The sequence below is a fragment of the Bradyrhizobium tropiciagri genome (assembly GCF_018130505.1).
GTDB lineage: Bacteria > Pseudomonadota > Alphaproteobacteria > Rhizobiales > Xanthobacteraceae > Bradyrhizobium > Bradyrhizobium tropiciagri_B.
In genome coordinates this window covers 34,730-54,285 of record NZ_JAFCKH010000013.1, presented here as the reverse complement: position 1 = coordinate 54,285, position 19,556 = coordinate 34,730, and the positions used below count along the sequence as shown (strand labels likewise).

The 19,556-nt window shown below is 64.9% G+C and carries 19 protein-coding genes; 10 read left to right on the top strand and 9 right to left on the bottom strand.

The features are described from left to right. Positions 1-25: 25 nt before the first annotated feature. Positions 26-1,237 carry an NADP-dependent isocitrate dehydrogenase gene (locus JQ633_RS29175; protein WP_211988623.1) on the bottom strand — a complete coding sequence of 404 codons (1,212 nt, stop codon included), beginning with the start codon at positions 1,235-1,237 and terminating at the stop codon, positions 26-28. A 146-nt stretch (positions 1,238-1,383) separates the two neighbouring features. Beyond that, entirely contained in the window at positions 1,384-3,111 is a 1,728-nt protein-coding gene (locus JQ633_RS29170) for an alpha/beta hydrolase family protein (protein WP_249159732.1), read from the bottom strand. Positions 3,112-3,416: 305 nt separating this feature from the next. On the opposite strand from JQ633_RS29170, the gene JQ633_RS29165 reads away from it, so the two are divergent. Further along, on the top strand, positions 3,417-4,613 hold the full coding sequence (locus tag JQ633_RS29165) for a TrmJ/YjtD family RNA methyltransferase (RefSeq protein ID WP_211988621.1): 1,197 nt from the start codon (positions 3,417-3,419) through the stop codon (positions 4,611-4,613). 196 nt (positions 4,614-4,809) lie between these two features. Here JQ633_RS29165 and JQ633_RS29160 read toward each other — a convergent pair whose 3' ends face one another. Next, entirely contained in the window at positions 4,810-6,036 is a 1,227-nt protein-coding gene (locus JQ633_RS29160) for an ABC transporter substrate-binding protein (RefSeq protein WP_211988618.1), read from the bottom strand. Positions 6,037-6,269: 233 nt separating this feature from the next. Here JQ633_RS29160 and cynS point away from each other — a divergent pair, with 233 nt between their 5' ends. After that, complete coding sequence (gene cynS, locus JQ633_RS29155; protein ID WP_211988617.1) at positions 6,270-6,758, top strand: cyanase; 489 nt, start codon at positions 6,270-6,272, stop codon at positions 6,756-6,758. Positions 6,759-6,857: 99 nt separating this feature from the next. Here cynS and JQ633_RS29150 read toward each other — a convergent pair whose 3' ends face one another. Both JQ633_RS29150 and JQ633_RS29145 read right to left on the bottom strand, forming a co-directional pair. Continuing rightward, on the bottom strand, positions 6,858-7,553 hold the full coding sequence (locus tag JQ633_RS29150; protein WP_211988616.1) for a hypothetical protein: 696 nt from the start codon (positions 7,551-7,553) through the stop codon (positions 6,858-6,860). A 225-nt stretch (positions 7,554-7,778) separates the two neighbouring features. Next, positions 7,779-8,606, bottom strand: coding sequence for an isocitrate lyase/PEP mutase family protein (locus tag JQ633_RS29145; RefSeq protein WP_211988615.1), 828 nt, complete (start codon positions 8,604-8,606; stop codon positions 7,779-7,781). A gap of 125 nt (positions 8,607-8,731) precedes the next feature. Here JQ633_RS29145 and JQ633_RS29140 point away from each other — a divergent pair, with 125 nt between their 5' ends. Next, entirely contained in the window at positions 8,732-9,676 is a 945-nt protein-coding gene (locus JQ633_RS29140; protein WP_211988613.1) for a LysR family transcriptional regulator, read from the top strand. Between the two features lie 32 nt (positions 9,677-9,708). Here the strand turns inward: JQ633_RS29140 and JQ633_RS29135 are convergent, their stop codons facing one another. Continuing rightward, positions 9,709-10,032, bottom strand: a complete 324-nt coding sequence (locus JQ633_RS29135) for a DUF1476 domain-containing protein (RefSeq protein WP_211988611.1) — start codon at positions 10,030-10,032, stop codon at positions 9,709-9,711. Positions 10,033-10,414: 382 nt separating this feature from the next. Here JQ633_RS29135 and purC point away from each other — a divergent pair, with 382 nt between their 5' ends. From purC to JQ633_RS29105, 6 genes are all read left to right on the top strand, one after another. Beyond that, positions 10,415-11,182: a phosphoribosylaminoimidazolesuccinocarboxamide synthase gene (purC, locus tag JQ633_RS29130; RefSeq protein ID WP_171708996.1), complete on the top strand. Its 768-nt coding sequence runs from the start codon at positions 10,415-10,417 to the stop codon at positions 11,180-11,182. A gap of 15 nt (positions 11,183-11,197) precedes the next feature. After that, positions 11,198-11,440: a phosphoribosylformylglycinamidine synthase subunit PurS gene (gene purS, locus JQ633_RS29125; protein WP_211988610.1), complete on the top strand. Its 243-nt coding sequence runs from the start codon at positions 11,198-11,200 to the stop codon at positions 11,438-11,440. A gap of 13 nt (positions 11,441-11,453) precedes the next feature. Then, positions 11,454-12,032, top strand: coding sequence for a hypothetical protein (locus tag JQ633_RS29120; protein WP_249159731.1), 579 nt, complete (start codon positions 11,454-11,456; stop codon positions 12,030-12,032). A gap of 4 nt (positions 12,033-12,036) precedes the next feature. Next, positions 12,037-12,735, top strand: coding sequence for a phosphoribosylformylglycinamidine synthase subunit PurQ (purQ, locus tag JQ633_RS29115; protein WP_211988608.1), 699 nt, complete (start codon positions 12,037-12,039; stop codon positions 12,733-12,735). A gap of 5 nt (positions 12,736-12,740) precedes the next feature. Beyond that, positions 12,741-13,700, top strand: a complete 960-nt coding sequence (locus JQ633_RS29110; protein ID WP_211988607.1) for a tripartite tricarboxylate transporter substrate-binding protein — start codon at positions 12,741-12,743, stop codon at positions 13,698-13,700. 200 nt (positions 13,701-13,900) lie between these two features. Then, positions 13,901-14,638: a tetratricopeptide repeat protein gene (locus JQ633_RS29105; RefSeq protein WP_211988606.1), complete on the top strand. Its 738-nt coding sequence runs from the start codon at positions 13,901-13,903 to the stop codon at positions 14,636-14,638. A 149-nt stretch (positions 14,639-14,787) separates the two neighbouring features. On the opposite strand, the gene JQ633_RS29100 is transcribed toward JQ633_RS29105, so the two are convergent. Both JQ633_RS29100 and JQ633_RS29095 read right to left on the bottom strand, forming a co-directional pair. Beyond that, complete coding sequence (locus tag JQ633_RS29100; protein WP_211988600.1) at positions 14,788-15,771, bottom strand: DMT family transporter; 984 nt, start codon at positions 15,769-15,771, stop codon at positions 14,788-14,790. Between the two features lie 311 nt (positions 15,772-16,082). Next, positions 16,083-17,030, bottom strand: a complete 948-nt coding sequence (locus JQ633_RS29095; RefSeq protein ID WP_211988599.1) for an MBL fold metallo-hydrolase — start codon at positions 17,028-17,030, stop codon at positions 16,083-16,085. Positions 17,031-17,397: 367 nt separating this feature from the next. Here JQ633_RS29095 and pstS point away from each other — a divergent pair, with 367 nt between their 5' ends. Then, positions 17,398-18,450 (top strand): phosphate ABC transporter substrate-binding protein PstS, encoded by a 1,053-nt coding sequence (gene pstS, locus JQ633_RS29090; protein ID WP_211988598.1) that lies wholly within the window; start codon positions 17,398-17,400, stop codon positions 18,448-18,450. A 13-nt stretch (positions 18,451-18,463) separates the two neighbouring features. Here pstS and JQ633_RS29085 read toward each other — a convergent pair whose 3' ends face one another. Beyond that, entirely contained in the window at positions 18,464-19,471 is a 1,008-nt protein-coding gene (locus JQ633_RS29085; RefSeq protein ID WP_211988597.1) for a methyltransferase, read from the bottom strand. Between the last annotated feature and the right edge of the window lie 85 nt (positions 19,472-19,556).

Below are 19,556 nucleotides of genomic sequence, written 5' to 3'. Positions count from 1 at the left end.
TGCTGCGGTTCAATGCCGACGGCCCTTAGGCCATCGCCTTGACGAGGTTGTCGGAGACCTTGTCGAGGAATCCGGTGGTCGAGAGCCAGCGCTGGTCGGCGCCGACCAGGAGCGCGAGGTCCTTGGTCATGTAGCCTTCCTCGACGGTCGCAACGCAGACCTTCTCCAGCGTCGAGGCAAACTTCGCCAGTTCCGGATTGTTGTCGAGCTTGGCGCGATGGCCGAGACCGCGGGTCCAGGCGAAGATCGACGCGATCGAGTTGGTCGAGGTCTCCTTGCCCTTCTGGTGCTCGCGGAAGTGGCGGGTCACCGTGCCGTGGGCCGCCTCGGCTTCCATGGTCTTGCCGTCGGGCGTCATCAGCACCGAGGTCATCAGGCCGAGCGAGCCGTAGCCCTGCGCCACGGTGTCGGACTGCACGTCGCCGTCGTAGTTCTTGCAGGCCCAGACGTAGCCGCCGGACCACTTCAGCGCGGCCGCGACCATGTCGTCGATCAGGCGGTGCTCGTAGGTCAGCTTCTTGGCCTCGAACTGCGCCTTGAACTCCTTGTCGTAGACCTCCTGGAAGATGTCCTTGAAGCGGCCGTCATAGACCTTGAGGATGGTGTTCTTGGTCGAGAGATAGACCGGGTAGCCGCGGGCGAGGCCCATGTTGAGCGAGGCGCGCGCGAATTCCGTGATGGATTCGTCGAGATTGTACATCTCCATGGCGACACCGGCGCCGGGCGCCTTGAACACCTCCTTCTCGATCACGGTGCCGTCATCACCGACGAACTTCAGCGTCAGCGTGCCCTTGCCCGGGAAGCGGATGTCGGTGGCGCGATACTGGTCGCCATAGGCGTGGCGGCCGATGATGATCGGCTTGGTCCAGCCGGGGACCAGGCGCGGCACGTTCTTGCAGATGATCGGCTCGCGGAACACGACGCCGCCGAGGATGTTGCGGATGGTGCCGTTCGGCGACTTCCACATCTGCTTCAGGTTGAATTCCTTCACCCGGGCTTCGTCCGGGGTGATGGTGGCGCACTTCACGCCGACGCCGACCTTCTTGATGGCTTCGGCGGCATCGATGGTCACCTGGTCATTGGTCTGGTCGCGGTATTCCATGCCCAGATCGTAATAGAGCAGTTCGACATCCAGGAACGGGTTGATCAGCTTGTCCTTGATGTACTGCCAGATGATCCGGGTCATCTCGTCGCCATCGAGTTCGACGACGGGGTTGGACACCTTGATTTTTGCCATGACGGAGAGGCCCTCTTGGGAATAGCGCGCTTTTGACGGCGGGGGTGGATTCCCCCGCGCTATAGCACCGCCCGGGGGCGGGCGGAAGCGGACCGGTTATGCACTTTCAGCCCATCTTTTAGCCGAGAACCGCCTTTGAAGCCGCTCTAAAACGCCGCCTGCGTCGCGGTCCCGGCCACGATGTACCAGGTCACGAACAGGCCCGCGATCAGGGCGCCCGGCAGGCTCGATCCGGTCCGCCGCCAGGTGAAGGTCGAGATCACGGCGACGATCGCCAGCAGCGGCACGAACTGGATCGCGACGATTGTCGAGAGCGGCACGAAGCCGGGGTCCGGGACCGGATTGAACAGTTTTCCGGTCAGCCACAGGGTGCCGTATTGCAGCACCAGCAGCACGATGAAGCCGAAGGTCAGCGCGAAGATGTTGGTCAAATAGAGCGCGCCGCGCGGGGCGTCCATGGTCGAGAAATTGCGGTGCAGGACGTGCAGCGCCACGACGAAAAACGCCGTGAACGGAATCAGATAGATCAGGAAGATGAGGAATTGCTTCGCGCTCATCAGCTTCAGGGCGACGATCCAGAACCTGAAGTCGATCTTGAAGGCGAGGTCGGCCAGCCACAGCGCCGCGTAGCCGGCGGCGACCGAGGCCGCCGCGATCACGATGGATTGTCCGATGAGGCCGCCCCGGCTCGCCCGCTTCGGCGCGAGGCGCATCAGGGCGAGCGTGATCAGGCCGTTGATGACGGCCCAGACCAGGATCTGGTTGGTGATGCCCTGCGGCAGTACCTTCGACGGGGTCACGAAGGTGCCGCCCAGGGCAAAGGCCGGATAGTAAGTCAGCGCCGGGATGAAGGCGGTCAGGATGAACGCCGCGGTCCAGCGCCGGCCGGCCGCCGCCTCGTGCGGCGGCATGGTGCCGTCGGCGACCGCGGGCAGCCGCAGGCGGGAGAACGCGGGCGCTTCGAGCAGCCCGTCGAAGGTGCCGATGACGAGCGCGATGAAGCCGAGCAGCGCAACCAGCGTGCCCAGCTCCTTGCGGAACCAGATCTGGTCGTCGACCGGGCGCAGCGTGCCGCCCTTCAGCGTGGCGGCGAACCAGTCCAGCGCATGGCCGATCGCCTCGGACGAGATGTGCTCGGCCGGATGGGTCATCGCGGGCGTGTACAGCACCCGCGCGGTGCCGGCGGCCGTATCGCCATACACCTTGCCCGGCTCGACCGGCCCTTGGGTGCCGAACAGCGCCCATAGCTTCGGGCTCTTCGTGACGTCGCGGGCGCGGTCGACGCCCCACATCAAATCGGGGAATTCCTCATATTGGGCGAACACCAGCGCGGTGTTGCGCGGCCAGTTCGTGGTGCCTTCGGCCGCGAACGGCTTGCCGGTCGAGGAGCCCTCCAGCACGATCGACTTGTAGTCGTTGGGCATCGCCGCGGCCGCCGCCAGCACGGTCCAGCCGCCCATCGAATGGCCCTCCAGCCCGATGTTCTCCTTGTCGACGATCTCGAGGCTGCGCAGATAGGCGAGGCCGTCGGGCCCGCCAAACCCGTTGGCGAACGAGGGCGCGTCGCTGTAGCCGTGGCCGGTCTGGTCGAGCGCCAGCACCACATAGCCGCGGCGGGCGAACTCGATGGCGAAGCCGTCCTGGGTCTCGCGCGAGTTGATGTAGCCGTGAACGGCGAGAATGCCGGGCACCGGGATCTGCGGCGTCGCATTCGGCGGGATGTAGAGCAGGCCGCTCATGGTGTTGCCCTTGGCGCCCTTGAAGCGGACATCCTGGATCAGGATGCCGCCCGCGGTCTGGGTGACATAGGCGAGCAGCCCTCCGGCCACGATCAGGACGATCCCCAGGATCGCCAATGTCCATCTGCCCCGCATGATCCGTCTCCCCCGGCACTTTGCCATTCAACCGGCGTCCCAACCGCGCCTTTACAGCTTCGCTTTGGTTGTGGTTGATAGCCTATCCGAGGGCAAAGCGCGTGCAATACACGGCCTGGTGCCGGTGCCGCCGAGATTCCGGTTGAGGTTTCGCAAACGCCGCTAACCCTGTTATCTCCTTGGAGAAATTGCCTGTGGGCAAATCCGGTGCGGAGCCGGTGCCGATCGCTGGCATGAGATGTTGAATCAGTCTCCTCGGAAGCTGATTCAAATTCTTCAGATGTTGAATCAGAAAGTGAAGTGAGATGTCCGGCACCGACAAGACCAAGGCAGGGCACGACCTTGCCGGTCCCGTCGTCATCCTGGTCGAGCCGCAGCTTGGCGAGAACATCGGCATGGCCGCGCGTGCGATGGGCAACTTCGCGCTGAGCCGGATGCGTATCGTCAATCCGCGCGACGGCTGGCCGAACATCGCAGCGGAGCGCGCCGCCGCCGGCGCCGATCACATCATCGGTTCCGTCGAGCTGTTCGATACGGTCGAAGAGGCGATCGCCGATCTGACGCTGGTGTTTGCGACCACCGCCCGTGCCCACGACCAGGCCAAGCCGGTGGTCGGGCCGGAGGCCGCGGCCGGCGAGATCGTCGGCCATGTCGCATCCGGCGGCGGTGCCGGCATCCTGTTCGGGCGGGAGCGGTCGGGGCTGACCAACGAGGAGGTCGCGCTCGCCAACCGCATCATCACCTTTCCGGTCAACCCGGGCTTCGCCTCGCTCAATTTGGCGCAGGCGGTGCTGTTGATGGGCTACGAGTGGTTCAAGCTCTCGACCGCGGGCGCGCTGCCGTTCGCGATGCCTGAGCGCTCCGAGCCTGCCTCGCAACACCAGATGCAGGCGTTCTTCGACAACCTGGTTGCCGAGCTCGACAAGGTCGAGTTCCTGCGCCCGGCGGAGAAGCGCGATACCATGCTGGTGAACCTCCGTAACATCTTCACCCGGATGGACCCGACCAAGCAGGACATGCACACGCTGCACGGCGTGGTGATGGCGATCGCCGAGGGCCGCAAGGGCCCGGCCAAGGGCGGGGTGCTCGACGGCGCCCAGGCGACGCGGCTCCGCGCGCTGCTCGCCGAGCAGGGCCAGGGCGGCGCCACCGCCGACAACAGCTCGACGGTCCGCGGCCTCGCCCGGTTGCTCCGCCGCAACCCGACCGACGCCGAGCGGATCCTGTGGCAGGCGTTGACAAAAGACCGCCGCTTCGCCGGTCAGTTCAAGCGCCAGACCCCGGTCGGCCGCCACATCCCCGACTTCGTCTCCTTCGTGCATCGGGTCGCTATCGAGCTGATCAATCCCGGCGAGAGCGAGCCCATCGCCGCCGACCGCGCCAAGCGCCGCGAATGGCTCGAGGCGCGCGACTACCGGGTGGTCGACGTGCCGGCGGCGGACGTGGAGCGCGATCTCGACGGCGAGCTGGCGCGGCTGGAGGCGGAGCTGAAGCAGGGATAACGGTGATGGTGTTGGCGTCTGTTTGCTTCAACTGCCAAGCAGCTTGTTCGGTGTCATCACCCGGCTTGACCGGGTGATGAAGTATTCCAGAGGCAGTCGTGCTTGAACCGAGAAGCTGCGGCGTACTGGATCGCCCGGTCAAGCCGGGCGATGACGGCGGTGGGTGGGATGCAGTCTCTTCTCGCGAACCGCGCCATCAAGCCTTCGAGATGCCGCCGTCGATCACCGGTCCGAGCTTCTCGTAGCGTTCGCCGGTGAAGTGCACCAGTTGCAGCTGTTCGAGCGGATAATAGTCGGTCGGTGAGGTGTTGATCCTGATGCCCGGCAGCAGCATGTCGGACTCGACGTCCTTGAGGTTGGCCGCCTGCTTGATGATGTTCGCGGAGGACACGTCGTCGCCGCACTGCTTGAGCACCTGCACCATGGTCTGGCTGGTGAGATAGCCGGTCGCCGCGTAGATGTCGTTCTTGGCCGCCTGCGGGTCGTATTTGTCGAGGAAGGCCCGCCATTTCTGGATCGCGGGATCGCTGTCCCAGGCGGCGTCGACGGGATCTTTCAGGTAAGCGCTCGAGATGATCCCCTTGGAAATGTCGTACCCGGCGGCCTTCAGCGTCGAACCGGCGGAAGAGGCGTTGTTGCCGATGTAGTGCGCGACCGGCCAGTTCAGCTCAGCGATCTTCTTGATGCCCTGGGCGGCGAATTTCGGCGTGGTCATGCTCATGAACACGTTGGCGCCGGCGGATTTGCAGCGCACGATCTGGCTGTCGATGGTCGGATCCGCCGTCTCATACGACAGCTCCGCCACGATGGCGGAGGTCTTGGCGCCGAGCCCGTCCTTGAAGCCCTTGAGAACGTCGCGTCCGAAATCGTCGTTCTGGTAGACGATGCCGATCTTGGGATCGGACTGGGTCGCGAGGACATGCTGCGCGAATGTCCGTCCCTCGATCTGGTAGCAGGGCTGGAAACCCATGGTGTACGGGAAATTCTTGTAGTCGCCGAACTTGGTGGCGCCCGAGGCGATGAAGAGGTGCGGCACTTTCTTCGCGTTCATGTACTTCATGATCGCGGCATTGGTCGGCGCGCCGAGCGGCGAGAACAGCACGTCGATCTCGTCGCTCTCGACCAGCTTGCGCGCCTGCTCGACGGTCTTGGCCGGGCTGTAGGCGTCGTCATAGGTGACGTACTTGATCATACGGCCGTTGATGCCGCCTTGCTCGTTGATCATCTTGAAGTAGCCGCCGGGCGTCCGGCCGATCGACGAATAGACCGCAGCGGGCCCCGAATAGGCGTCGATGTTGCCGATGATGATTTCCTTCTTGCTCTGGGCGATGGCGGGCGCACCGATGAGGAGTGAGGCGGTGGTGCCGGCGGCGCCCTTGAGAAGACTGCGGCGGGTTGGCTCGAACGAACGGCGCATGCGCATGGCGCTTCCCCTTTTTCTTATTGGCCTTTCGGCAGCCATGGCGGCTGACCTTGCGGCGGTTGCCCGGATCAATGCGTGACCGGGATTCTGTCAGTCTATGAGAGCAGCGTTTCGGAACTTGTGCGCAGTCGCTAGCATCGGAAATATTGTTGCGGTGTCTCGAATAACGATGGAGATGCCTGTGGCATGTTCCTTGCCTGCCGGTTTCAGTTGCAACGCCAGGGAGACGACCCATGAAACGCGAAGACCTCACCGAAAAGCTGCTCGACATCAAGCGCGAGAAGGGCTGGAGTTGGAAACACATCTGCGAGAAGATCGGCGGCTATTCGGAGGTGCTGATCACAGGCGCCATCCTCGGCCAGATGAAACTGACGAAGCCGCAGGCCGCCAATGCGGGCGAGTTGTTCGGGCTCTCGAAGGCCGAGGTCGCGATGCTCAACGAGGTGCCGATGCGCGGCACCGGCACGCCGATGCCGCCGACCGATCCCTTGATCTATCGCTTCTACGAGATGGTGATGGTCAACGGCCCGGCGTGGAAGGCGCTGATCGAGGAGGAGTTCGGCGACGGCATCATGTCGGCGATCGATTTCGACATGGCGATGGAGCGCGTCGCCAATCCGAAGGGCGACCGCGTCAAGATCACGATGTCCGGCAAATTTCTGCCGTACAAATATTACGGCGCCAGCGGCAACGTGCCGGAGTACGGATTCAAGGAAGAGTGAGGTCTCGGGAGAGACAGCGGCCATATCTCGCATCCGCTCGGCCGCGCCGATTGCCGGCGCGGCCATCCTCCGCCGATCGCGAAACGATCGGCGTCCAAATCACACGGCGGAAAACACCTTGTCCTGCGAGACGAGATTGCCCGAGGAAACGACGAGGTGGGTCCAAGGGTAGCTCAGGTAAGCACCTGAGTAGTGTGCATCGCCGGCAAAGTCGACGTCGCCGCGATAGGTGCCCGCCGGGATCACTGTCCCGGTGCTTTGGTCGACCACCGACAGGTCGTACATGAGGTCCCAGAGCAGCCAGACGTGGACTTTTCCGCTCTCGGGGGGATCGACGGTGTATTCGGTGGTCGTCGATGTTTGACTGCTCACCGTGACCGACCTGCCGAAGGTCGCGCTCAGTCCGGCGCTGATGCCGTCCGCGCTGATCCCGACCTGCGCGGTGATCGACTGCGACTCGGTCGTCGAGATGCCGCTGGTGTACTGCCAGCTCTGTCGCAGATGGCTGCCGGGGGACAGGTGCGTGAAGGTGCCCGGCACCAGCCTCCAGTAGTGGCGCAGGATGAGCCGCCGCGGCGACTTCGGCGCCTGGCCCGACCACCAATTGTTGAGGCGGGGATCGCCCGAGTCTCTCGGAACGTCCGAAACCCAGTTCTGGTAGTCGGCATTGTCGGCATCTGCGAAAATGTTCAGCCTTACGTTATCGACGCGCGCGGCCTCTGTCGGCGAGGTCTGCGCCGGCGGGGCCCACGACAAACTGTCGATCGTCGGAAACGGAGGAAGTGTATCAGGCATCTTTTCTCTCCCATTCATCGGGTGCAATTGATCGAACGGCGATCGTTCGATCGAACCCGGCCGGGCGTGTAGGCTGGAAATCGCCGGAGGTTGTGTGAAGAGTTTCACACGCTCTCAGGGAGAGTATGCGTTTCTGCCTGGATTGCGCGGATCGAGAAAGCCCAATGCGCGGATTGAGAAGGAGCGACGGCGAATAGCAAACAGCGAATGGATTCTTTCTAATCGCTACTCGCTACTCGCTGCCGCGAACGCTTCGCGCACCTCCTTCACCGGCGCCATGTCGCGGACGAAGCTGAACGCGCCGTGATCCTTCATCTCGCGGGCGCAGCGTAGGAACGCCGCCAGCGCGTGGCGCTGCATCGCGCCGCCGACGCTGATGCGCTTGACGCCGGCGGCTGCGATCTCATCGAGCGTCAGGGTCGGATCGGCAAAGCCCATCACGAGGTTGAATGGCTTGTTCAGCGACGACGCCACGGTACGGATGGTCGCGATGTCGTAGAGGCCCGGCGAATACAGCACGTCGGCGCCGGCGGCCTCGAAGGCCTGCAGCCGCCTGATCGTGTCGTCGAGATCCTTGCGGCCCCAGAGGAAGTTCTCGGCGCGCGCGGTCAGCATGAACGGGAAGGGCAGCGCGCGTGCGGCCTCGACCGCGGCCTGCACCCGCTCGAGCGCGAGCGAGAATTCATAGATCGGCTGCCGCGGATCGCCGGTGGAATCCTCGATCGAGCCACCGACCACGCCGGCCTCGGCCGCGCGCGCGATCGCCTGCGCCGCGGCCTTCGGATCGTCGGCGCCGCAGTTCTCGAGGTCGGCGTTGACAGGCAGATCGGTGGCCTCGGCGATCGCCCGGCAGTTCTCGATGATGGCATCCAGGCTGACGGCGGATTGTCCGAGCGTGTTGGCAAGCCCGAGGCTCGTGGTCGCCAGCGCCTCGAAGCCCATCGCCGCAAGAATTCTCGCCGTTCCGGCGTCCCACGGATTCGGGATGATGAAGGCCCCGCTGCGCTGATGCAGTTCGCGAAACCGTGCCGCCTTGTCCGCCTGGGTGCGCATGTGAATTCCCTTGTGTGCCGATGTTGCGTCGACGGTGACCGGCTCCGAACGTAGGGCGGTTTCGCCCATCAGCCAAATTTGTTATTTTTCTTAATAGCATCAGTTTTTTGCATGGGAAGCGGTAGATGGACAGCGACGCGCTCAACACGTTCCTCGTCGTGCATCGCCTCGGCGGCATCTCGAACGCCGCCAAGGCCCTGCATCGCTCGCAGCCGGCGATCTCGCGCCGCATCGCGCTGCTCGAGCAGGAGCTCGGCGTGCCGCTGTTCGAGCGGATCGGCGGCAAGACCAGGCTCAGCGATGCGGGGCGGGTGATGGTGCCCTATGCCGAGCGCGCGGTGGCGGCGGCGCAGGATGCCGAGAACGCGGTCCGTGCGCTCAAGCGCGACGATGTCGGCCCGGTGGCGCTGGCGGTGACCGGCACGCTCGCCGGCGCGCGGCTCTCCAAAGTGCTGAAGCGCTTCGCCCGTCAGCATCCGGATGTCGAGCTGTCGCTGCGCACCGCGACCAGCGCCGAGGTCAGCGACCTCGTCCGGCGCGGCGAGGCGACGATCGGCCTGCGCTATGACCGCGACCGCTCGCCGGAGCTCGATTGCGACATGCTGCTCGCCGAGCCGCTGGCGGTGGTCTGCGCGACGGACCATCCGCTGGCGGGTCGGCGGGTCGCGAAACTCGCGAAGTTGCGCGACGAACGCTGGATCGCATTCCCGATCGTGCCGGGGCGCCGCGAGATCACGGCCTCACATGTCTTCGCGCTGTTTCAGACCCACGGGCTGGGGGAGGTGTCCTGGACGCCGGTCGACAGCCTGACCGCGCAGAAGCGCCTGGTCGAAGCCGGATTCGGCATCGCGCTGCTGTCGGAAAGCAATGCGGCCGAAGAACTCGGCCGCTCGGCGATCGCGACCATCGGCGTCGGCGATCTCGCCGCCAGCCATGACGTCGTGGCGGTGACCCGGCGCGGCGGCTTCCTGAGCGCGGCGTCGCGGTTACTGCTCGACATCATCCGCGCCGATTTCAGCAAAGCGCCGTCGCCAAAAGCGTCGCGCCGGAACGGTGTCCGGCGCGCGTAGGGTTTCGGCTGAAGGGTGCCGGAGGCGGGAGCTCAGTTCCCGGCCTTGACCTGGGCCGCCGCCACGGCCAGCAGTTCGTCCATCTTGGCGCGGATGTCGCGTTCAGTGACGGCCTGGCCCTTGGCGGTGAGGTCGTTCAATACCTTTTTGAGGACATCGCCGTCGCCGGCTTCCTCGAAATCGGCGGCCACCACTTCCTTGGCATAGGCATTGGCGGCATCGCCGGAGATGCCGAGCTTTTCGGCCGTCCACAGGCCCAGCAGCTTGTTGCGGCGGGCTTCGGCCTTGAACTTCTGCTCCTCGTCGAGGGCGAACTTCTTCTCGAAACCTTCCTCGCGCTTGTTGAATTCGTTCATGCCGAAGTTCCAATCCCCTCTGATGGTAAGCTCTGGTCTAAGGCACTGATGTAACGCCTTGACGTCGGTTGCGGTCGTCCGATCAGTGCCTAAATATGTGGGTGGAAACAGCAAGACAACGAGCCGTTAAGCCGCAGTCGAAATCGGCAAAATCCGACCTAAACGGCCGTTGCCGATAGGCCGGTATAAGTGCCCCCCAGGGGGCGGTATCGATTGTGCTGGATGGGCCAATCGGATAGGTTGCCGTCAGGCGTGGTTCTTGTTCTGTTTCCAATTGGGATTCCCAGGTTCCAGGCCTCCGCGGCAGCTCCGTCGTGGGTCGTAACCCAAGTCATCCGGAGCACCCAAATCCATGGATTTCAACAAAACACGGTACATCCCAATGAGCCGTCGACGCCGTATCTATGAAGGCAAGGCCAAGGTGCTTTACGAAGGCCCCGAGCCGGGAACCCTGATCCAGCACTTCAAGGACGACGCGACCGCCTTCAATGCCAAGAAACACCAGGTGATCGAGGGCAAGGGTGTCCTCAACAACCGGATCTCGGAGTACCTGTTCCAGCACCTCAACGATATCGGGGTGCCGACCCATTTCATCCGCCGCCTCAACATGCGCGAGCAGCTGATTCGCGAGGTCGAGATCGTGCCGCTCGAGGTGGTGGTGCGCAACGTCGCCGCCGGCTCGCTGTCGCAGCGCCTCGGGATCGAGGAGGGCACCCAGCTGCCGCGCTCGATCATCGAGTTCTATTACAAGAACGACCAGCTCAACGACCCGATGGTGTCGGAAGAGCACATCACCGCCTTCGGCTGGGCCACGCCGCAGGAGATCGACGACATCATGGCGCTCGCCATTCGCGTCAACGACTTCCTGACCGGGCTCTTCCTCGGCATCGGCATCCGCCTCGTCGACTTCAAGATGGAGTGCGGCCGGCTGTTTGAAAATGAAATGATGCGGATCATCGTCGCCGACGAGATCTCGCCGGACAGCTGCCGCCTCTGGGACATCAAGTCGAACGAGAAGCTCGACAAGGACCGCTTCCGCAGGGATCTCGGCGGCCTGCTCGAGGCCTACACCGAGGTCGCGAAGCGGCTCGGCATTCTGATGGAAAACGAGCGGCCGGCCGGCACCGGCCCGGTGCTGGTGAAGAGCTAAGTTCAAGGGGCGACCGTGAAGGCACGTGTGACTGTGACGTTGAAGACCGGTATCCTCGATCCGCAGGGCAAGGCGATCGAGGGTGCGCTGAAATCGCTCGGCGTCGATGGTGTCGCCAGCGTCCGCCAGGGCAAGGTGTTCGACATCGAGCTCGCGGCGACCGACAAGGCCAAGGCGGAGGCGGCGCTGAAGGCCGCCGCCGACAAGTTGCTGGCGAACACAGTGATCGAGAACTACCGGGTCGAGCTGCTGAGCTGACCGGGCAAGCCAAATGACGACAGCCGCTCCCACCTTTCCTGGCCGCCATCGCAGCCTGCTCCGGGCGTTTTCGCTCGTGCTGCTGACGGTTGCCGGAGTAGGCGGGGCTTCGGCGCAATCGGCGCCACCACCGCCTTCCGCGGCGGAGCGGCCGCCGGTTTCGGTGAAGGGGTGGCGTTATGATCGCGCCGCCAATGACGTCCACATGTTCCGCTGCGAACAACCGAGCTGTGGTGCAGGTTCCAAGGTCAGCTACCGGTTCTATCCTGCCGGCACTCCGATGACCCTGGCCCAGTTCCGCGAGGGCCAGGACCAGATCATCAAGGCGCTGGATCAGCGGACGCCGGGACAGCGCACGACGATGCTCGGTATCGACGGTGACAAGGGCACCGCGGTGCCGAGGATGTACAAGGCGCGGCGCCTGACGGTGTCGCCCAAGGGCATCAACGAATATCAAGTCAGCGGCATGCTGTTCGGTACGCGCGCCGCCGCCAGCGTGATCAGTTCGGCAAGCGACGAAAAGGTCAGCAACGACAATTACGCAGTGTTCGCGGTCGCGGTGATGCTTGTTCTCGCGCCCAAAACCCGGTGATCACATGAAATCAGCCGTCCTCGTCTTCCCCGGCATCAACCGCGAGCGCGACATGGCGCGCGCGCTCAAGCTCGCCTCCGGCAACGACGCCGCGATGGTCTGGCACGCAGACACAGCGCTGCCTGCGGGCACCGATCTCGTGGTGGTGCCCGGCGGCTTCTCCTATGGCGACTACCTGCGCTGCGGGGCGATCGCGGCGCGGGCGCCGGTGATGGACGCGGTGCGCGACTTCGCGGCCAAGGGCGGGCTCGTGCTCGGCGTCTGCAACGGTTTCCAGATCCTCTGCGAGTCCGGGCTGCTGCCGGGCGTCCTGATGCGCAATGCGCAGCTGAAATTCGTCTGCCGCGACGTCCACATGAAGATCGAGCGCTCCGACACGCCGTTCACCCGCGGCTACAATGCCGGCCAGGTGATCCGCGTGCCGGTCGCGCACGGCGAGGGCAATTACGAGGCCGACGAGGAGACGCTGAAGCGGCTCGAGGGCGAGGGGCGGGTGCTCTACCGCTACTGCTCGCCGGAGGGCGTGGTCGACGAGGCCTCCAACTTCAACGGTGCCGCCAATTCGATCGCCGGCATCGTCAACGAGCGCGGCAACGTGCTCGGCATGATGCCGCATCCGGAAAACCACGTCGAAGAGATCATGGGCTGCACCGACGGCCGCGGCCTATTCGCTGGCTTGGCTCAGCATCTGAAGGCGGCGTAGCAATCATGTTGGGGCGGTGCCTTGCCGCAGCCGCGGCGCTCCTGCTTGCGACGGCGGCGCAGGCGCAGGACTTTCCAAAACGTCCCATCACCATGATCGTGCCGTTCGCGGCCGGCGGCACGTCCGACGTGATCGCGCGCGCGGTGGCCGACCAGATGGGCGTCGCGCTCGGCCAGAGCATCATCATCGAGAACGTCGCCGGCGCTGGTGGCTCGACCGCGCTGACGCGGGCCGCGCGCGCCGAGCCGGACGGCTACACGATCGCGATCGGCAATGCCGGCACCAATGCCGCGACCTATACGATCTATCCGAAGCTGGCGTTCACGCCGGAATCGTTCGCGCCGATCGCCGTGGTCGCCAAGACCTTCGGCATCGTCGCGCTGCGCAAGGACTTTCCGGCCAAGGATTTGAAAGAGTTCATCGACTACGCGAAGAAGAACCCGGGCAAGGTCAACCTCGGCCATGCCGGCGTCGGCTCCTCGAATTACCTGATCTGCAAGAGCTTCGTGCATGCGGCCGGCGTCGACGTGACGCTGGTCGGCTATCGCGGCGCGGCGCCGGCGCTGACGGACGCGATCGGCGGCCAGATCGACGGCGTTTGCGATGCCGCGGCCTCGGTGTCGCAGGCGATCGACGACAAGCTGGTGAAGGCCGTCGTGGTCGGCTCGACCGTGCGGCTCGCGAGCCTGCCGGAGCTGCCGACCTCGGCGGAGGCGGGGTTGCCGGAGTTCGAGGCGCAGGGCTGGAACGGGCTGTTCGCGCCCAAGGGCACGCCGGGCGAGATCATCGCCAAGCTGAACGCGGCGGCGCGCACGGCGGTCGCGAGCGAGCCGGTGAAGAAGCGGTTCGCTGACCTGTCGACGGTCGCGCCCGACGCCAGCGAGCTGGCGCCCGAGGCGCTGCAGCAGCTGGTGACGCGCGACGTCGCGAAATACCGCACGCTGCTGGCGGACGACAAGAAATAGCGGCCTTGCGCGCGCCGGTCAGGGTGCGCCCGCGGTGAACCTGATCCGTTCCGTCCGAGACCAATGCAGGGATAGCCGCTTCCGTTTCACACTCTCTTCACGCTAGCGCGGCCCGGATCGCCACCTAGGATTGCCGCGGCGTGGCGGGCACGTTAAGACGGTGGCGATTTGGATGGTCGGTCCGGTTCGCAGGGGTCCGCATGCCCGTTGCATTGGTCGTATTGCTGCTCGACATCACCCTGATCTACCACGCCTCACGCACCGGGCGGCTCCAGCCATGGGCCTTCATCATCCTGATGGTGCCGCTGTTCGGCGCGCTCGCCTACATCGTCGTCGAGCTGGTGCCGGAATGGTGGGGCGGGCCGGGCGGCGCGCAGGCGCGCAAGCGGGTCGCCAACAAGCTCGATCCGGAGAAGCAGTATCGCGATCTGTCGGACCGCCTCGCCACGTCAGACACCATTGCCAACCGCGTGGCGCTGGCGACTGAGTGCCAGAACGTGGGGCGCTTCGAGGAGGCGGAAAACCACTACGACCATGTCATGCGGCAGCCGCAGGGTGACGATCCGTCGTACGCGCTGGCCAAGGCGCAGGCCCAGTTCGCCCGCAAGCGGCCCGCCGACGCGCTGGCGACGCTCGATGCGTTGCGCGAGCGCTGGCCGGATTTCGAATCCGCCGACGGACACTTGCTCTACGCCCGTGCGCTGGCCGAGGTCGGCCGGGTCGACGAGGCGCTGGCGGAGTACCAGGCGGTCACGCAGTATTTTCCCGGCGCGGAAGCCCGCGTCCGCTATGGCCTGCTGCTGCAGGTGGTCGGCCGCAGCGCCGAGGCGCGCATGGTGTTCAACGAACTCCTGATCCAGATGCGCCGCGCCCCGCGCTATCTGCGCAACGCGCAGGCCGAGTGGCTCTCGATCGCCGAGAAGCAGCTCTCGGCGTGAGGGGCGGGGATCGCTTCGCGCAACGAGCAGGTTTCGCTTTCTTCCCGATAGGTCCCGGGGCCACCCCTCTCCCCACCCTCTCCCGCAAGGGGAGAGGGAGCCTGACGGGCGTGCTCACCTCACGCGCAAACGTTTTTTGTCGGTGCTGGCTATCGCTTCCGCAGCCGGCTCAGCACGCGCTTGAACGTCTCGCCGGGCACGGTCATCGCAGCGACGCCGGCCATCACCAGCAGGAGGCCGAGTGCGAGGTTCGACGGCACGGATTCGCCGAGCAGCAGCACTGACAGCGCGACGCCGATCGGAATCCGCAGATAGCCCTGCGCGTTGGTGGTCAGCGTGCCGAGCCGCGTCAGGCACATGTAGAACAGCATCAGGCCGAGCGCGCTGGAGAAGATGCCCATGATGACGGTGGCGGCCAGTGCCTGCGGCGTCGGGTGCAGCGTCCAGGGCTGGTCGATGATCAGGGCGAATGGCAGCAGCACGGTGCCGCCGAACAAGAGCGAGCCGGCTGCGACCACCATCGGATCGTAGTCCGACAGGCGGAGCCCGAAGATGGTGGCGCAGGCGAACGAGATCGTCGCGAGCAGGATCGCGATCTCGGCGAAGATCTCCTTGCCGAAGCCGCCGAGCGCGTCGAGCCCGATGATCGCGACGGTGCCGGCAAGGCCGAGGATCGCGCCGGCCAGCTTGAGCAGCGAGGCCGGCTCGTGCCGCGTGATCGTCCATGTGATCAGGAAGGCGAAGATGGGCGTCGTCGAGGCCAGCACCACGGTGTTGGACGCCGGCACGTAGAGCTGCGCCCAGGTGATGACGAGGAAGGGGATGGTCGAGTTGATGGTCTGCTGGACCGCGAACAGCTTCCACGCCTTCAGATCGGTCGGAATGCGCAGGCCGCGGATGCGCAGCACGATCAACAGAAAGGCGGCGGCGACCAGCGAGCGCGCCGAGATGAAGGTGATCGGCGGGATCGAGCCGAGCCCGATCTTCGTCAGCGGATAGGTCGAGCTCCAGCAGCAGGCCAGCGCCAGCAGTAGCGCATAGTCGCGCCAGCCGCGCGCACCCGGCGCGGTCGACGGAGTGGACATGTGCACGGCAGCCGTCACGCCACCCGAATTCGCTGTGCTCTTCGGCACCTTGTCTGGCTCTCCCCGCGCATTGCCGCGCAGGTGAATGTAACGTGGCGATGCGGCGGAAGGCTAGGGCGTTGCCTCGATGCATTTGCGCAAGTGGTGCCGTCTCGCGGAATTCTCGGCGCAGAAGCGGGTGCTGCTTGCCTTGCGTAGCCCGCATGAGCGAAGCGACATGCGGGGAGGAGCGGTGATCAATTGATCGAGCGGCCCCGGATGTCGCTGCGCTCATCCGGGCTACGCCGGCGTCTCAACGATAACGAGCACGCGCCAAAGCGCGATGAGATCGAATCGTCATCGCGCTTTGGCTTGCTCGGTCAGTAATCCCAGAACACCGGCACCCAGCGGAAATTGTCGCCGTCGGCCGCCACATGGCCGACCGATGGGAACGGCAGGTGAGTGGCCACCAGCAGCCCGCCGGTCGTCGCCAGTTCGCGCAACAGCTTGATCCGTACGCGAGCCGACTCCTCGGGGTCGTGCTCGAAGCCGTTGTACCATTCGGGGTGTTCGAACCCGACCTGGAACACGAGGTCCCCGGCGAATGTCAGCCGGTCGCCGCCGGACGTCACGCGGACCACGCTATGTCCGGGCGTGTGGCCGCCGGTGCGCGAGGCGACCACACCGGGCGCGATCTCCTGCTCGTCGTCGAACAGACGCAGGTGGCTCTCATATTCTTTCCTGAAGCGCTTGGCGGCGGAGCGAAGCGCGTCCGGGAATCCCGGCGGCATGGAGACGTGGGAGAAATCGGGCTGCTCCCAGAACTTGACCTCGGCGGCCGCCACATGGATCCGCAGATCCGGACGCAGCTGCTCTTTCACGCCGTCGACGAGCAGTCCGCCGACATGGTCCATGTGCATGTGAGTCAGCACCACGTCGGTCACCGATCCGAGATCGATGCCGGCAGCCTCGAGGCGCTTGATCAACTGCCCGGCGCGCGGCAAATGCAGGTCGGGGTCGAGCCCGAGCCCGGCATCGACGAGGATGGTCTGGTTGCCGCTGCGCACCACGACCACGTTCAGCGCCCAATCGAAAGCGTCCGGCGGCAGGAACATGTCCTTCAGCCAGGTCGCCCGCACCGACGCGTCGACATTGTGCGCCAGCATCGCGGTCGGCAGCGGCAGCACGCCGTCGCTGACCACCATGACGTCGATCTCGCCGATCTTCAGCGCGTAGCGCGACGGCACCAGCTCGTCGGGCGCGGCGTGCGGGGCGCGGTCCTGGCTCGTATTGGTCTCTTGCCGGTTGGCTAAGGTCTTTGCGGTCATCGTTCGTCTCCATCCGTGGTGAGGATGGTGACAAATTTAACGGATCGGGTCTGGCGCCGCCCCAGAGCGGTTGCCGTGGCTATAGAGCGATTGCTGCCAACGTGTGCCTGGCCAGCTGTCACTCGGGCAGTATGTAGCCCGCATGAGCGAAGCGACATGCGGGGGCGCGGGCGGTCGACCGAGGGAGCGGCCCCACCGGGCTACGCGCTCGCTGAAGTTGTCACACGGTTCGTCACAGTGCATGCGCGAGAAATTTTTGAGCGGTGAGTTCGCGCCGGAGCAAGCGTTGTCCGGTGCGTCGGCTTATGTTACGAATTTGTGACGTGGCCCACATTGCGTTGTCATTCGTCCTGCTAGGCTGAAGCACATGACGAAGCATCTCGGGGTACTGACCATCTTCGCTGCTTTGATCGTCGCGACGCCAGGCATGGCGGCGGAGACCAAGGGCGCGGGATCAACCTTCGTATCGCCGGTGATGGCGAAGTGGATCGACGGCTACAAGGCCAAGACCGGCAACGCGGTCAGTTATCAGGCGGTCGGCTCGAGCATCGGCGTCGGCCTGATCACCAAGGCCGCCGTCGACTTCGGCGCAACCGACATGCCGCTCGATCCGAAGCTGCTGGACAAGCTCGGCATGGCGCAATTTCCGATCGTGATCGGCGGCGTCGTGCCTGTCGTCAACATCGCCGGCGTCAAGCCCGGCCAGATGCAGTTCACCGGACAACTGCTTGCCGACATCTATCTCGGCAAGATCAGATCGTGGAACGATCCGGCGATCCAGGCCGTCAATCCCGATCTGAAGCTGCCGCGCACGCCGATCACCGTCGTCCATCGCATCGATGGCTCCGGGACGACGTTCAACTGGTCGAACTATCTCTCCAAGATCAGCCCGCAATGGAAGGCGAGCGTCGGAGAGGGCACCTCGGTCGAATGGCCGCTCGGGGTCGGCGGAAAAGGCAATGACGGTGTCGCCTCGCTGGTCGGCCTGGTCTCCGGCGCGATCGGCTATCTCGAATACTCCTACGCGCTGCAGCGGCTCGACCGGATTTCCTTCGCGCTGGTGCAGAACAGCGCCGGCAATTTCGTCACCCCGGACGCCGCGTCGTTCCAGGCCGCCGCGTCCAGCGCGGACTGGAAGTCGGCAACGGATTTCTTCCTCGTCCTCACCAATGCACCGGGGGAGGACGCCTATCCGATCACGGCCACGACCTTCGTGCTGATGCACAAGCAGCCGAAATCCCCCGAGCGATCGGCGATCGCGATCGACTTCCTGCGCTGGTCACTGGACAGCGGCAAGTCGCAGGCCGCGCTGCTCAACTACGTTCCGCTGCCGCCCGACCTGGTCGAGCAGATCGAGGCGTATTGGCAGCACAATTTCGAGGCGCTCACGGCGTCGGCGTCAGTGCCCGCTAAGCGCTGACCGCGGCGGACGACTACTTGAATCCGATCACCATCGAATCCGGGCCGGCGAGCGGCTCGACCCGGGTTCGCGAAAATCCCACCTCGCCCATCCAGGCCCGGCAGTCTGCTCCCGTGTAGTCGAAGCCACCGGAGGTTTCGATCAGCATGTTCAGACTCATCAGCAGACCGAAGGCGTTTTCCCGGCGGTCATCGTCGATGATGGCATCATAAGCAATGACTGCGCCGCCTTTCGGGAGCGCATCGAATGCCTTGCGCAGCAGCGTCTTCTTCTCGGCGAGATCCCAATCGTGGAGGATGTGGCCCATGACGATGACGTCGACTTGCGGCAGCGTGTCCGCGAAGAAATTTCCGCCGTGAAACCGCACGCGGTCCGCGACCCCACGCTGGGCGATGAACTCCTCGAACACCGGCTTCACCACCGGAAGGTCGAAGCCGATGCCGGTGAGGTGCGGATGGGCGGAGGCGAGGGTTGCCGGCACCATGCCCTGCGCCGAGCCAACATCCATGAAGGTCTTGTAGTCGCGCCATGGAAACTTGCCGGCAATGGCCTGAGCCGCACCCGCGCTGATGCCGCTCATCGCGCTCAGGAAGCCGCGCAGCCGAACCGGATCGGAATACAGGGCTGTGAAGAAATCTTCGCCGCCCTTACCCTCGTTCTGCAATTCGCCGGTGCGCAGCGCCTCCGTGAGCGAGCCCCAGAAGCGATAGAGCCGCGCATTTGCCATCTCCATGACGCCGCCGATGTAGGATGGCTTGGCGCGATCGAGAAAAAGGTCCGTCTCCGCGGTGTTGCGGTAGATGCCGGCGTCGCGCTCCAGAAGCTTGAGCGCCACCAGCGCATCGAGGAAGTCGCGGGCCGCACGCGGATGCAACGCAAGCTTCTTCTGCAGCGTCGGCAGATCGGCGGGGCCGCCGGCCAAGGTACTGAACACGCCGAGCTCGACGGCGCTGAGGAGCGTTTTGGATGCCCAAAAGCCCATCCCCACCTGCATGATATGGCCTGGTGTCACCGAACTCATGAGCTGCTCCTCAAATGGCTGTCACTGCCGATGTCGCGCGTGAAATCTCGCCCATGATTCGGGGCCTGATACGCCGGGATGCTGG

Bases quoted from the DNA above. Each gene is read 5' to 3' on its own strand.
- JQ633_RS29110 (WP_211988607.1), top strand. From the start codon at position 12,741: ATGTTGGGGCGGTGCCTTGCCGCAGCCGCGGCGCTCCTGCTTGCGACG.
- JQ633_RS29150 (WP_211988616.1), bottom strand. From the start codon at position 7,553: ATGCCTGATACACTTCCTCCGTTTCCGACGATCGACAGTTTGTCGTGG.
- cynS (WP_211988617.1), top strand. From the start codon at position 6,270: ATGAAACGCGAAGACCTCACCGAAAAGCTGCTCGACATCAAGCGCGAG.
- JQ633_RS29120 (WP_249159731.1), top strand. From the start codon at position 11,454: ATGACGACAGCCGCTCCCACCTTTCCTGGCCGCCATCGCAGCCTGCTC.
- purQ (WP_211988608.1), top strand. From the start codon at position 12,037: ATGAAATCAGCCGTCCTCGTCTTCCCCGGCATCAACCGCGAGCGCGAC.
- purC (WP_171708996.1), top strand. From the start codon at position 10,415: ATGAGCCGTCGACGCCGTATCTATGAAGGCAAGGCCAAGGTGCTTTAC.
- JQ633_RS29105 (WP_211988606.1), top strand. From the start codon at position 13,901: ATGCCCGTTGCATTGGTCGTATTGCTGCTCGACATCACCCTGATCTAC.
- JQ633_RS29135 (WP_211988611.1), bottom strand. From the start codon at position 10,032: ATGAACGAATTCAACAAGCGCGAGGAAGGTTTCGAGAAGAAGTTCGCC.
- JQ633_RS29170 (WP_249159732.1), bottom strand. From the start codon at position 3,111: ATGCGGGGCAGATGGACATTGGCGATCCTGGGGATCGTCCTGATCGTG.
- pstS (WP_211988598.1), top strand. From the start codon at position 17,398: ATGACGAAGCATCTCGGGGTACTGACCATCTTCGCTGCTTTGATCGTC.
- JQ633_RS29085 (WP_211988597.1), bottom strand. From the start codon at position 19,471: ATGAGTTCGGTGACACCAGGCCATATCATGCAGGTGGGGATGGGCTTT.
- JQ633_RS29145 (WP_211988615.1), bottom strand. From the start codon at position 8,606: ATGCGCACCCAGGCGGACAAGGCGGCACGGTTTCGCGAACTGCATCAG.
- JQ633_RS29175 (WP_211988623.1), bottom strand. From the start codon at position 1,237: ATGGCAAAAATCAAGGTGTCCAACCCCGTCGTCGAACTCGATGGCGAC.
- JQ633_RS29140 (WP_211988613.1), top strand. From the start codon at position 8,732: ATGGACAGCGACGCGCTCAACACGTTCCTCGTCGTGCATCGCCTCGGC.
- JQ633_RS29095 (WP_211988599.1), bottom strand. From the start codon at position 17,030: ATGACCGCAAAGACCTTAGCCAACCGGCAAGAGACCAATACGAGCCAG.
- JQ633_RS29160 (WP_211988618.1), bottom strand. From the start codon at position 6,036: ATGCGCATGCGCCGTTCGTTCGAGCCAACCCGCCGCAGTCTTCTCAAG.
- JQ633_RS29165 (WP_211988621.1), top strand. From the start codon at position 3,417: ATGTCCGGCACCGACAAGACCAAGGCAGGGCACGACCTTGCCGGTCCC.